Source organism: Kitasatospora sp. NRRL B-11411, assembly GCF_000721345.1.
Lineage (GTDB): Bacteria > Actinomycetota > Actinomycetes > Streptomycetales > Streptomycetaceae > Kitasatospora > Kitasatospora cineracea.
On sequence record NZ_JOGH01000004.1, the window covers coordinates 1 to 12,577 of the forward strand.

The window sequence follows — 12,577 nt, forward strand, 5'->3', positions numbered from 1 at the left end:
GTCGCGGGTGCCGGGGCCGACCTGGGTGGTGCAGCTGCGGACGGGGGCGGTGGGGGTGAGGACGGTGACGGGGTCGGGCTGCGGGGTGGTGGGGCCGCCGTGCAGGGTGACGGGGTGGCGCCAGTCGTGTGCGGCCCAGGTCTCGGCGAAGTGGTGGAACAGTTCGGCCGGGTCCTCGGTGCCGGCCTCGGCGACGGTCCGGGCGGCGAGCACCGTCCAGGCGAGGGACGGGAGTTGGCCGAAGGGCGCGGAGACCAGGCCGCGGGCGGAGGCCCAGCTCTTGACCCGGCAGGTGAGGGCGGCGAAGGCGGCGTGGCGGGGGCCGACGGCGGCCAGGACGGCGTCGGCGTCGGTGACGGCGCTGTACGCGATCGCGGAGTCCTCGGCGGGGGCGAGCACCAGGTCGACGGCGAGGCCGGCGACGTCCAGCCGCAGGCCGGGGACGCGGGCGCCGTGGACTTCCCGGATGTTCCGGGCCTCGGGCAGCGCCTCGGCCAGCTTCCCTGCCAGCAGCGCGGGTCGGACGGCTCCGGGCAGGACGGTGACCAGGTCGAGGTCGGCGCCGTCGAGGTGGCAGCCCATCCGGCGGGAGCCGGCCAGGTGGGTCTCGCCGGGCAGCGCGGCGGCGATCCGGTCGGTCAACTCGCCGATGTCCAAGGCAGGTTCGGTACGGGCAACCGGGGCGGCCGGTTCGGGCAGCTCGCGGATCTCGCCGGTGCCGAGCGCGACGGTCGCGCGCGGCAGCATCGGCCCGTCGCCGCGCCGGGAGAGCACGACGAGTTCGCCGACCGTGGCGGTGCTGGTGCCGAGGGCGGCCTCGGCGTCGGCGGCGTCGTGCGGTTCGTAGGCCAGGCCGACGGTGAGGTGCGGGTGGTAGCCCTCGCCGTGGGTGGTGGAGCGGGGGAAGCGGCGGGCCAGGGCGTGCCGGAGGGCGGCCCAGGGCGCGGCGGCGCCGACGGCGGGGTCGAGCCAGAGCGTGGCGGTGAGCCGGTGGGTGAAGGTGTGGACGCCGGACAGGGTGGTGCGGAACGGGGCGGTTTCGGCGGCGGCTTCGGCCAGCAGCGGGAGGGCCCGGTCGAAGTGGTGCTCGGCGACGAAGCCGTGGAGCAGGTTGACGTGCGGCGGCCAGCGGTCGTACTGCGGGTCGGTGCGGGACCGCAACTCCTGGATGGCGGGCCGGAGTTCGGCGGGCGGGAGCCAGGTGACGGCGGTCCGGACGGTCGGCGGGGCGTCGAGCGCCTCGACGCCGGGGGTGTCGGTGAGGCCGACGACGGCGACGAGGCCGTAGTGGTCGGAGGGGTGCAGGCCGGTGGGGTCGGGGCGGTCGCCGAGCAGGTGGGCGGTGGCGGTGCGGGCCCGGCCGGGGCGGAGCAGGATCCGGTCGAGGCGGCCGGCCCGGCCGGTGCGGGAGCCGACGGCGGCGAGCGGGTTGGCGGTCGGGTCGAAGGTGGGGGTGCGGTCCTCGGGGCCGTACTGCTCGGTCCAGGCGTCGCGCAGGCCGAGTGCGGTGCACGGCTCCCAGCCGCTGTCGTTGAAGTCGCCGAGGACCAGGAGTTCGCCGTCTACGGCCGCGAACCCCTGGGCCAGTTCGGCGAGTTCGGCGGTGCGGCGGGCCGGTCCGTCGGCCGAGTGGTCGCTGCTGAGGTGGACGGCGGCGACGGTGAGCGGTCCGGCGGCGGTGGGCACGGTGATCGCGGTGACGGCCTTGTGCGGCCCCAGTGCGTGCCGGCCGGCCTCCAGGACGGGCAGCCGGGAGAGCAGCAGCAGCCCGTGGCCGTCGATCTCGCGGCCGAACGGGTCGGCGCCGAGGGTGTACTGCCCGCGCACCCAGTCCTGGTTCAACAGGAGCTTGACCAGGGCGGGTTCGACCTCCTGGAGGGCGATCAGGTCGGCGTCGGCGGCTTCGAGTTCGGCGAGCAGCAGCGGGCGGCGGCGGGCGGTGTGGATCCGGTCGGCGTCGTAGCGGTCCCACAGGGTGTTCCAGGTGACGACCTTCAACTCCCCTGCGGGCAGCGCCGGTTCGGCCTCGGCGGGCCGCCAGCCGCGGTCGGGGTGCCAGGCGTGCGGGGTGCTCGGGGTGAAGAACGGCGCGGGCAGGCCGCGCGGGCGCCGGCGCCGTCCGGCGGTGGTGGTGTCGAGCAGGTCGGTGCCGCTCTCGCGGTCCCAGACCACCTGCCCGTCGGCCTCGACCTGCCGGACCCGGTGCCAGGGCACGTCCCCGGCGGCGGTGAAGGTCTCCAGCGGGACGCGTTTGATCCGGTCGTCGCGCTGCCGGACGCCGAGCGTGAACCGGGCCGGGTCGAACCGGTCGTCCCAGCGGATGCGTTGGCAGACCTGCTCGATCGGACGCATCAGTCCTCCTCGTCCAGGGATCCCGCGCCGTCCGCCACGGTGCCGTCGGCGTCGAGGTAGCGGGTGCGGTGGGCCTGCCCGGGGTAGGGCGGGTTCCAGCGGTGCAGTTGGGCGGTGAGCACCTCGGCGGGGACGGGGTGCGGGCGGACGGCGTTGCGGCGGAGCAGTTCGGCCTCGTCGACGACGGTGACCACCTGGGTGAGCAGCGCGCCGCGGCGTTCGGCGACGGCGTGCACGTGGGCGCGCTGGTGGCGGTTGAGCGAGGTGGCGTCCCAGACCGCGGTGCCGCCGTCGGCGAGGGCGGCCTCCAGCGCGGTGAGACCCTCTCGCAGGAGTTCGGGGTTGTCACGCTGTTCGGTGCGGGAGCCGCGGGCGGCCCGCAGGTCGTCCAGCGAGATCCGGGTGCCGGGCAGGGTCGCCGCGTGGGTGGACTTGCCGCTGCCGGAGGGGCCGCACAGGTGGGTCAGCCGGGGGAAGCGGCCGTCCCGCCAGGTCCAGGTGGCGGCGACGGCCTCCTCGACGGTGGAGATCCGGCCGAGTCCGTACGCCTCGCGGGCGTGCGCCCAGCACCGGTCCCGGACGTCCGGGTCGAGGCCGGTCAGGGCCTCGCGCAGGCCGGTGCGCAGCCAGCCGAGCGGGTCGGGGCCGAGCAGCCCGGCCTCCTCGGCGTGCAGGGCGGACCAGGCGACCTCCTGCTCGGCGGCGGGCAGCGCGGCGGCGGCGACGGCGTGCAGCACGCCGAGGTCGGCGGCGGCGGTGAGGCCGGTCAGTCCGGCCCGCCGCTCCTCGTCGGGGAAAGGCTGCCCGAGTCGCGGGTGGAGGCCGACCAGGTCGGCGACCCGGCGGGCCTGCCGGAGGCCGAGCGGCCCGGCCAGCCGGGGCATCAGCTCGGCGCGGCGGGCGGTGCGCAGCCCGTGCGCGAGCACGCCGGCGAGCCGGGCGTCGCCGGTGCGGCCGAGCGCGTCCAACCGGGCGGTGACGTCGTCGAGTTCGGGGTGCAGCGGGAGGCCGAGCGCGGCGCCGAGCCCGGCGGCGTCCGGTTCGCCGCCCGAACGGACGTGCCAGAGCGCGGAGTTCGGCCCGAGGCCGTTCTCCACCACGGCGGCGTGCATCCAGTGCGTGTCGGTCCGGACGTGGTGCGGCCGGACCCACTTGGCGACCCGCCGTCCGAACTCGGCGCGGTCGAACCCGGCGACGGTGCGAACGACGTAGCCCTCCTGGCGCTCGGGGTCGAGCCTGAGCGCGCGGATCGCCCGCTCCTCGTACCGGCCGCGCCAGAGCACCCGGGGCGCCGGGACGCCGAGGCGGCGCAGGAAGCGGACGGTGGCGTCCCAGTCGAGGCAGCGGTCCTCGGCCGTCCAGACTGAGAAGCCGTAGAACCAGCTGTCCAGGTCGGTGTAGGCCAGCGAGTGCCGGGCGAACAGGTTCTCGCCGCAGATCCGCCAGCCCGCCGGGACGCCCGCGCCGATCCGCCCCTGGAGGCCCTTCACCCAGGCCCGGGACGGGTGGTGCCCGGAGTCCAGCGAGCGGGCGTGCAGCCCGTCCGCGTACAGCGTGGTGTTCTCGCCGTCGAGCTTCTCGGTGACGACCACCTCGGCGCCGGCCAGGCCGGAGAGGTCGCCGCTGCGGAGGTCGTCGGCCGCCGCCCCCGGCGACCACGGGAGGTGCGGGGTCCGCGGGTAGGGGACGCGCATGCCCGCCACCCTAGGGACGGGCGGCGGGCACGGGCCAGCGGATTAGCGCGGCCGTCAGACCGTCAGACCGCGGCTGATCAGGTCGATCAGGGCGAAGGCGAACAGCGAGATGCCCACGAACCCGTTGGTGGAGAAGAACGCCCGGTTCAGCCGGGACAGGTCGTTCGGCTTGACGATGGTGTGCTCGTAGACGAACGCCCCGGCCACCACGGCGAGCCCGCACCAGAAGAACGCGCCCGCGTCGGTCAGCACCGCGTACCAGGCGAGCAGCGCGGTGGTGATCGCGTGGCAGACCCGGGCGCCGGTGATCGCGGCCGGGACGCCGAAGCGGGCGGGCACCGAGCGGACACCCGTGCCGCGGTCGGCGGCGACGTCCTGGCAGGCGTAGATCAGGTCGAAGCCGCCGATCCAGATGCCGACCGCGAGGCCGAGCACCACCGCGTCCCAGGACCAGGTGCCGGTGACGGCCAGCCAGGCGCCGATCGGGCCCATCGCCTGGGCCAGGCCGAGGATGGCCTGCGGGAAGTCGGTGAACCGCTTGCCGTAGGGGTAGACCACCATCGGGACGACGGCGACCGGGGCCAGCAGCAGGCAGAGGGTGTTGAGCAGCGCGGCCGAGCCGAGGAAGACCACCAGGGCGATCGCCGAGCCGACGTACGCGGTGCGCACCGAGACGGCGCCGGTGACGAGTTCGCGGCCGGCGGTGCGCGGGTTCCGGGCGTCGATCTCGCGGTCGATGATCCGGTTGGCGGCCATCGCGAAGGTCCGCAGGCCGACCATGCAGACGGTGACCAGCAGCAGTTCGCGCCAGTGCACGGACTTGTCGGCGAGGAACATCGCGGTGAGCGCGGCGGTGTAGGCGAAGGGCAGCGCGAACACCGAGTGCTCGATGGCGACCAGGCGCAGGAAGGCCCGGGTCCGGCTCGGCGGGGCCTCGAACGCGTCGGCGGTGGTCATCAGAGTCCGTACTCCTTCCAGCGGCGGGTGACCCGGGCGGCGGTCTCCGGGTCGGAGGCGACCATCTCGGGCCAGCCGCCGTCGCGGGTGTAGCCCTCCTCGGGGAGCTTGCGGGTGGCGTCGATGCCCGCCTTGCCGCCCCAGAACTGCTGGTAGGAGGCGTGGTCGAGGTGGTCGACCGGGCCCTCGACGACCGAGAGGTCCCGGCTGTAGTCGACGTTGCCCAGGGCCCGCCAGGCGACCTCCTGGTAGTCGTGCACGTCGCAGTCGGCGTCCACCACGACGATCAGCTTGGTCAGCGACATCATGTGGGCGCCCCAGATGGCGTGCATGACCTTCTGGGCGTGCTTGGGGTACTTCTTGTCGATCGAGACGATCACGCAGTTGTGGAAGCCGCCGGCCTCGGGCAGGTCGTAGTCGACGATGTCCGGGATGATCACCTTGAGCAGCGGCAGGAAGAAGCGCTCGGTGAACTTGCCGAGCGGCCCGTCCTCGGTCGGCGGGCGGCCGACCACGATGGACTGCAGGATCGGGCGGCGGCGCATCGTGACGCAGTCGATGGTCAGCGCCGGGAACGGCTCCTGCGGGGTGTAGAAGCCGGTGTGGTCGCCGAACGGGCCCTCGGGCAGCAGTTCGCCGGGCTCCAGCCAGCCCTCCAGCACCACCTCGGCGTCCGCCGGGACCTGCAGCGGGACGGTCTTGCAGTCGACCATCCGGACCCGCTCCCCCGCGACGAAGCCCGCGAACAGGTACTCGTCGATGTCGCCGGGCAGCGGCGCGGTGGCGGCGTAGGTGACGGCGGGCGGGCAGCCGAAGGCGATCGCCACCGGCAGCTTCTCGCCGCGCTTGGCAGCGACCGCGGCGTGGTTGCGGCTGTCCTTGTGGATCTGCCAGTGCATGCCGATGGTGCGCTTGTCGTGCCGCTGCAGCCGGTACAGGCCGAGGTTGCGGACGCCGGAGTCCGGGTCCTTGGTGTGGGTGAGGCCGAGGTTGAAGAAGGAGCCGCCGTCCAGCGGCCAGGTGAACAGCGCGGGCAGCTGCTCCAGGTCGACGTCCTCGCCGGTGAGCACCACCTCGTGGACGGGCGCGTCGCCGGACTTCACGTTCCGCGGCGGGACGTGCGCCATCGTGGCGAGCTTGCCGAACGCCTCCCGGAACCCGGTGAAGCCCTGCGGCAGTTCGGGCTTGAGCAGGCCGCCGATCTTCTCGGCGATGTCGTCGGGCGACTTCAGGCCGAGCGCCTTGGACAGCCGCCGCTCGGTGCCGAAGACGTTCATGGCCAGCGGCATCGCCGAGCCCTTGACGTTCTCGAAGAGCAGCGCGGGGCCCTTGGCCTTCTGCACCCGGTCGACGATCTCGCCGACCTCCAGGTGGGGGTCGACCTCGACCTTGATCCGTTTGAGGTCGCCTTCCCGCTCCAGTGCCCGGAGGAAGGAACGGAGATCGTCGTATGCCATACCTGTCAGTATCCGATACGGGCTACCCTGAGCCCGCCAAGGGTCCTGTCCGAACCTGCTCCGGAGTTCTGCGCTGTGCTGAGAGTCGTGCCCGTGGTCGCGCTGCTGGCCCTGTGGGTGTGGGCGTTCATCGACTGCCTGACCACCCCCGAGGACGAGGTCCGCCACCTGCCGAAGGTGGTGTGGGTGATCATCGTGCTGTTCTTCCCGCTGGTCGGCTCGATCGCCTGGCTGGTGGCCGGGCGCGACCGCACCGGGGCCCGCCGCCGGCAGGTGGCCTGGCCGTCCGGTCCGACCGCCGGGTACCCGGAGTACGAGCGCCCGCGGCGGCCGCTCGCGCCGGACGACGACCCGGAGTTCCTGGCCTCGCTGAAGCGCGGCAACGAGCGGCACGAGGACATGCTCAAGCAGTGGGAGGCGGACCTGCGCCGCCGCGAGGAGGAGCTGCGCCGGGGCGAGGACCGCCCCGAGGAGGGCGACCGCCCCAAGGGCTGATCCCGCCTTTTGGCGCATCCCTACCATCCGGACCTGCTCCGGAGCCCGAGCACCCGGCCGCCGGCCGCCGTGCGCCCCTGTCGGCGCGCGGCGGACCGGCGGCCTCCTTGCTGCCCCGATCTTGCCGCTGACCTGCCAATTCGACCCTCCGGCCGCCCCCGGCCCGACCCCGGCCCGACCACCCGTCCGGACCGACCCGGCAGGAGGCCCGTGCGCCCCCTTCTGTCGAGGCTGTACAGCGATCGGGTCCCGACCTTGTACGGATTCGACGCCGAAAGGCGGGTGCACTGACTCGTACTGTCGTAACAGAAGAGGTGTTCGCTGACCCACGCGAGCTTGGAGTGGTTCGAAATGACGGTCCTGCACGATGCGCCGGTCGGCGGCGAGGCTCCGGCCGACGCCCGTAGTCGGGTCGCCGAACTGCACGAGCTGCGCGAGCAGGTCCGCCGCGGCCCCAGCGAGAAGGCCACCGAGGCCCAGCACGCGAAGGGCAAGCTGACCGCCCGGGAGCGGATCGAGCTGCTGCTGGACGAGGGCTCGTTCCACGAGGTGGAGCCGCTGCGCCGGCACCGCGCGCAGGGCTTCGGCCTGGAGGCGAAGAAGCCGCACACCGACGGCGTGGTCGTCGGCTGGGGCACCGTCCACGGCCGCACCGTCTTCACCTACGCGCACGACTTCCGGATCTTCGGCGGCGCGCTGGGCGAGGCCCACGCGCAGAAGATCCACAAGATCATGGACATGGCCATCGCGGCCGGTGCGCCGCTGGTCTCGCTGAACGACGGCGCCGGCGCCCGGATCCAGGAGGGCGTCACCGCGCTGGCCGGCTACGGCGGCATCTTCCAGCGCAACACCCGGGCCTCCGGCGTGATCCCGCAGATCTCGGTGATGCTCGGCCCGTGCGCGGGCGGCGCGGCCTACAGCCCGGCGCTCACCGACTTCGTGTTCATGGTCCGCGAGACCTCGCAGATGTTCATCACCGGCCCGGACGTCGTCCAGGCCGTCACCGGCGAGAAGATCACCCAGAACGGCCTCGGCGGCGCCGACGTGCACTCCTCGGTGTCGGGCGTGTCGCACTTCGTCTACGACGACGAGCAGTCCTGCATCGAAGAGGTCCGCTACCTGCTCTCGCTGCTGCCGCAGAACAACCGCGAGATGCCGCCGTCCGTCCCCAACGACGACCCGGTCGAGCGCCGCAACGACTCGCTGCTGGACCTCGTCCCGGCCGACGGCAACCGCCCCTACGACATGCGCAAGGTGATCGAGGAGATCGTCGACCACGGCGAGTACCTCGAGGTGCACGAGCGCTGGGCCACCAACGTGATCTGCGCGCTGGCCCGGATCGACGGCCACGTGGTGGGCCTGATCGCCAACCAGCCGCAGTCGCTGGCCGGCGTGCTGGACATCAACGCCAGCGAGAAGTCCGCCCGCTTCGTGCAGATGTGCGACGCCTTCAACATCCCGCTGGTCACCATGCTCGACGTGCCCGGCTTCCTGCCCGGCGTCGACCAGGAGCACGACGGCATCATCCGGCACGGCGCCAAGCTGCTGTACGCGTACTGCAACGCCACCGTGCCGCGGATCCAGCTGATCCTGCGCAAGGCGTACGGCGGCGCGTACATCGTGATGGACTCCCGCTCGATCGGCGCGGACCTGTCGTTCGCCTGGCCGACCAACGAGATCGCCGTGATGGGCGCCGAGGGCGCCGCCAACGTGATCTTCCGCCGCGACATCAACGGCGCGGAGGACCCCGAGGCGATGCGCGCGCAGAAGATCAAGGAATACAAGAGCGAGCTGATGCACCCGTACTACGCGGCCGAGCGCGGCCTCGTAGACGACGTCATCGACCCCGCCGAGACCCGCGAGGTGCTGGCCGCCTCGCTCGCCATGCTCCGCACCAAGCACGCCGACCTGCCCAGCCGGAAGCACGGCAACCCGCCGATGTAACCGGCGGTCGAACGCGCCGAAACCTTTCAGACTCAAGCTTGGGGGAGAACAGGAACCATGAGCGAACCTCTCGTCCGCATCGTCCGCGGCTCGCTGAACGCCGAGGAACTGGCCGCGCTGACCGCGGTCCTCGCCGCCCGGGCCGCGGTGGCCGCCGCCACCGCCGCCGCCCCGGCCGTCGAGCCGATCGCCACCTGGTCGCGGATCGAGCGCCGCCCGGCCTACTTCTCCCCCGTCAGCTGGCAGCAGGCGGCGTAACGGACGACGAGGGGCCCGGGGCCCGGCGGGACGCACCCGCCGGGCCCCGGGCCCCTCGTCGTCGCTCAGGCGGCCGCCAGCGCCGCCGGACGGCCGGCGTGCATGGTGGTGAGGTTGGCCGCCAGCCGCTGCGGGTCCTGGGCCAGCCAGAGCCGGACGGCGGCCCCCAGCATGATGCAGGAGGAGCCGAGCCGGACGCCCGTGGAGTGGGCGATCCGCGCGGCGGCGATGGTGAGCAGGTCGGCCAGCTCGGTGGGGAGCCAGACGGTGAGCGCGCAGGGCGCCGGCGTGGTGATGGCGGCGAGCAGCCGGTAGGCGTCCGCCGCGCAGTGGAGTGTGGGCAGGACGTCCAGCAGCCCGTCGGCGACGACCTCGGACACGTCGCTGTGATGGCCCTGGGCGAGCCGTCGCAGCAGCGTGCGTTCCGCTGCGGTGATTCGGACGGTCATGATGACCTCGTCGCACTCCATGGTGCGGCCCTCCTCGCGGCTTTGTGGTGCGTGGGTGTGGGGTGGTGGAGGGGCGTCAGATGCCGGCGTAGGAGTGCTTGCCGGTGACGAAGATGTTGACGCCGTAGAAGTTGAACAGCCAGCAGGCGAAGGCGAGCAGGGCCAGGTAGGCGGCCTTGCGGCCGCGCCAGCCGGCGGTGGCCCGGGCGTGCAGGTAGGCGGCGTAGGCGACCCAGGTGATGAAGGACCAGGTCTCCTTCGGGTCCCACTCCCAGTACTTGCCCCAGGCGGCCTCGGCCCAGATCGCGCCCGCGATGATGGTGAACGTCCAGAGCGGGAAGACGATCGCGTTGATCCGGTAGGAGAGCTTGTCCAGGGTGCCGGAGGCGGGCAGGCGCTCCATCAGGTTGGCGGCGCGGACGGTGAGGCCGGCCGCGACCCGGTGCTCGTAGCGGTCCTTGAGCAGGTAGGCGCCGGTGGCGACGAACGCCGCGAAGAAGGCGCCGCCGCAGATGGTGGCGGTCGAGACGTGGATGCCCAGCCAGTAGGAGTGCAGGGCGGGGACGAGCTGCTCGGAGTCGGTGTAGAGCACCGAGACGGCCACGCCCAGGATGAGCAGCGCGACCACCGTGACCGGCAGGCCGAGCCAGCGGACGTTCTTCTTGGTGGCGAGCAGGATGACGTACGCGGCGACCATCATCAGGGCGAAGGCGCACGAGAACTCGTACATGTTGCCCCACGGCCAGCGCATCACCGACAGGCCGCGGGTGACCACGCTGGCGGCGTGCAGCAGCAGGCCGAGGACGGTCAGCGAGACCGCCATCCGGCCGACCAGGTCGGCCTTCTCGCTGGTGCCGGCCGGGCCGGCGCCGTCGGCCGGGCCCTCGTCGCCGCGGCCGCTGGTGACCGTGGTGGCGCCGGCGTCGGCCAGCGCGGTGCGGGTGAGGGTGGTGGTGCCACCGCCCTGGGCGGCGACGGTGACGGTGACCTTGCGGACGCCCTTGGCCGCGGCCGCGGAGTCGGCGACCGACTCGGCCAGGGTGCTCTGCTGCGCGGAGCGGACGGCGACGCCGCCCTTGGCGCCGAACGTCCACTCGAAGATCTGGGCGAACATGGCCAGGGTGTAGACCGTCATCGCCGAGTAGATGAGGTAGTTGGAGAAGTTGGCCAACTGGGTGTCGACCTGCGCGAGCAGCACCGTCTACTCCTTGGTTTCCGGGGCGGTGGGAACGGCAGCGGCCGGGGAGTCGGCTGCGGCGGGTGCGTCGTCTTCGGGGCTCTCGGAACCTGGCGGCTCCTCGGTGGCCGGGGGCTCCTCCGCGGCCGGGGGCTCCTCCGCGGCTGGGGCGTCGTCCTGCAGGTCGACGGCGATCTCGGCGAGTTCCTCGGCGGTGCGGGCGGACTCGCTGCGGCCCAGGCCGGCGATCTCGACCAGGGTGCGGCCGTCGGCCCCGGCGGTGGCCCGGACCCAGATCCGGCGGCGCTGGACGAACAGCGAGCCGATCAGGCCGAGGATCGCGGCGACCGCGCCGAGCAGCGCGACCGCGTTGCCGGGGCGGTGCGAGACGGTGAAGTTGGCCCACTGCTGGTAGCCGTCGAAGGTCAGGGTGCCGTAGCCGTCGGGCAGTTCCCAGCCCTCGCCGACCTTGAGGATCGCGGTGGCGGGCGCGTCGTTGACCTTGAGCTGGGTCATCGCCTTGTCGTCGAGCTCGTACACGTTCTGCGGCAGGCCGCTGTCGGTGCGCAGGTCGCCGGCGTAGACGTTGAGCACCAGGCGGGGGTCGGCGGCGGCCGGGAAGACCGAGATCGGGCCGGTGCCGGTGAAGTCGGCCGCCGCGGTGGGCAGGAAGAAGCCCTTGAAGGCGAGCTGGGTCTTGTTGCCCTGGGCGTCGGTGCCGTAGTCGTTGACCTTGATCACGCCGGGCGAGGTGACGTTGCTGTCCCGGGGCAGGAACGGCGTCGGGCCGCGGTAGACGACCTCGTTCTTCGCGTTGCGGACGGTGACCACCGGGGCGAAGCCGTGCGCGGTCAGGAAGACCTTGGAACCGCCCACCTCCAGCGGGTGGTTGACCTCGATCCGGGCGTTCTTCTGCTTGCCGGAGTCGGCGCCGTCCCAGTAGCGGACGTTGGCGACGAACTCCTTGGCGGTGCCGGCCGCCGGGCCCTGGGTCTGGTACTCGGCGGTGAAGCCGTCCAGCTTGAAGCCGAAGGCGTCCAGGTCGTCGACGCCGTAGAACGCCGAGCCGGTGAAGTCGTCGAGCTGGGTGGTGGTGTTGGAGTAGCCCTGGCCCTCCAGCACGATCTTGGTGCCGGAGCCGCTGAACAGGCTGGCCCAGGCGAAGCCGGCCAGCAGGGCGAACAGCGCGAAGTGGAACAGCAGGTTGCCGACCTCGCGCAGGTAGCCCTTCTCGGCGGCCACCGAGCCGGAGCCGGCCGCGGCCCGGAAGCCGCGCTTCTTCAGCAGCCGGTGCGCGGCCGCGTTGACCGCCTCCGGGGCGGCCCCGGTGTGCCAGGCCGCGTAGACCGGCATCCGGGTCAGGTTGCGCGGGGCGGCCGGCGGCTGCGCGCGCAGCACGCCGACGAACTGCCAGGTGCGGGGCAGGATGCAGCCGGCCAGCGAGACGAACAGCAGGATGTAGATCGCGGAGAACCACACCGAGCTGTACACGTCGAAGAGTTGGAGCTTCTCGAAGAGCGGCGCCACGCCCTTGTGGGCGTTCTTCCACTCCGCGACCTTGAACGCGTTGGTGTTCTGCGGCACCAGCGAGCCGGGGATGGCCGCCAGCGAGAGCAGGAACAGCAGCAGCAGGGCGACCCGCATCGAGGTCAGCTGGCGCCAGAACCAGCGCAGCCAGCCGAGCACGCCCATGCCGGCCGGCACCGAGTCGTTCTCCTCCGGCGCGCTGCTGAGCCGCTCGGCGTCCGGCTCCGCGGCGTCGGCCGGCTTGGGGCTGGTCTTGGTGTCGCTCAC

At 73.0% G+C, this 12,577-nt stretch carries 10 protein-coding genes; 3 read left to right on the forward strand and 7 right to left on the reverse strand.

The window, feature by feature from the left end:
• From IH44_RS0103145 to IH44_RS0103160, 4 genes are all read right to left on the reverse strand, one after another.
• On the reverse strand, window positions 1-2,352 hold a 2,352-nt coding region (locus tag IH44_RS0103145), incomplete at its 3' end, for an RNA repair domain-containing protein (RefSeq protein ID WP_030457813.1).
• Window positions 2,352-4,046, reverse strand: a complete 1,695-nt coding sequence (locus IH44_RS0103150) for an RNA ligase family protein (protein ID WP_030457814.1) — start codon at window positions 4,044-4,046, stop codon at window positions 2,352-2,354. The genes IH44_RS0103150 and IH44_RS0103145, both read right to left, overlap by 1 nt.
• 54 nt (window positions 4,047-4,100) lie before the next feature.
• Window positions 4,101-5,003, reverse strand: coding sequence for a menaquinone biosynthesis prenyltransferase MqnP (gene mqnP, locus IH44_RS0103155; protein ID WP_030457815.1), 903 nt, complete (start codon window positions 5,001-5,003; stop codon window positions 4,101-4,103).
• The gene (locus IH44_RS0103160) at window positions 5,003-6,460 is read right to left on the reverse strand and encodes a menaquinone biosynthesis decarboxylase (protein ID WP_030457816.1); all 1,458 of its coding nucleotides are present in this window, start codon (window positions 6,458-6,460) and stop codon (window positions 5,003-5,005) included. Before IH44_RS0103160 ends, mqnP begins: the two co-directional genes overlap by 1 nt.
• Window positions 6,461-6,553: 93 nt before the next feature.
• On the opposite strand from IH44_RS0103160, the gene IH44_RS0103165 reads away from it, so the two are divergent.
• The 3 genes from IH44_RS0103165 to IH44_RS0103175 all read left to right on the forward strand — a co-directional run bounded on the left by IH44_RS0103165 (window position 6,554) and on the right by IH44_RS0103175 (window position 9,157).
• A complete protein-coding gene (locus tag IH44_RS0103165; protein WP_369794890.1) occupies window positions 6,554-6,955 on the forward strand; it encodes a PLD nuclease N-terminal domain-containing protein in 402 nt (133 codons plus the stop codon).
• Between the two features lie 351 nt (window positions 6,956-7,306).
• Window positions 7,307-8,899, forward strand: a complete 1,593-nt coding sequence (locus tag IH44_RS0103170) for an acyl-CoA carboxylase subunit beta (RefSeq protein WP_030457818.1) — start codon at window positions 7,307-7,309, stop codon at window positions 8,897-8,899.
• A 57-nt stretch (window positions 8,900-8,956) separates the two neighbouring features.
• Window positions 8,957-9,157 (forward strand): acyl-CoA carboxylase epsilon subunit, encoded by a 201-nt coding sequence (locus IH44_RS0103175; protein WP_030457819.1) that lies wholly within the window; start codon window positions 8,957-8,959, stop codon window positions 9,155-9,157.
• 65 nt (window positions 9,158-9,222) lie between these two features.
• Here the strand turns inward: IH44_RS0103175 and IH44_RS0103180 are convergent, their stop codons facing one another.
• From IH44_RS0103180 to IH44_RS0103190, 3 genes are read right to left on the reverse strand one after another with little or no spacing between them, the layout of a single operon-like run.
• Window positions 9,223-9,627 carry a hypothetical protein gene (locus IH44_RS0103180; RefSeq protein ID WP_030457820.1) on the reverse strand — a complete coding sequence of 135 codons (405 nt, stop codon included), beginning with the start codon at window positions 9,625-9,627 and terminating at the stop codon, window positions 9,223-9,225.
• A 55-nt stretch (window positions 9,628-9,682) separates the two neighbouring features.
• On the reverse strand, window positions 9,683-10,804 hold the full coding sequence (gene ccsB, locus IH44_RS0103185) for a c-type cytochrome biogenesis protein CcsB (RefSeq protein ID WP_030457821.1): 1,122 nt from the start codon (window positions 10,802-10,804) through the stop codon (window positions 9,683-9,685).
• A gap of 3 nt (window positions 10,805-10,807) precedes the next feature.
• Window positions 10,808-12,577, reverse strand: coding sequence for a cytochrome c biogenesis protein ResB (locus IH44_RS0103190; protein WP_030457822.1), 1,770 nt, complete (start codon window positions 12,575-12,577; stop codon window positions 10,808-10,810).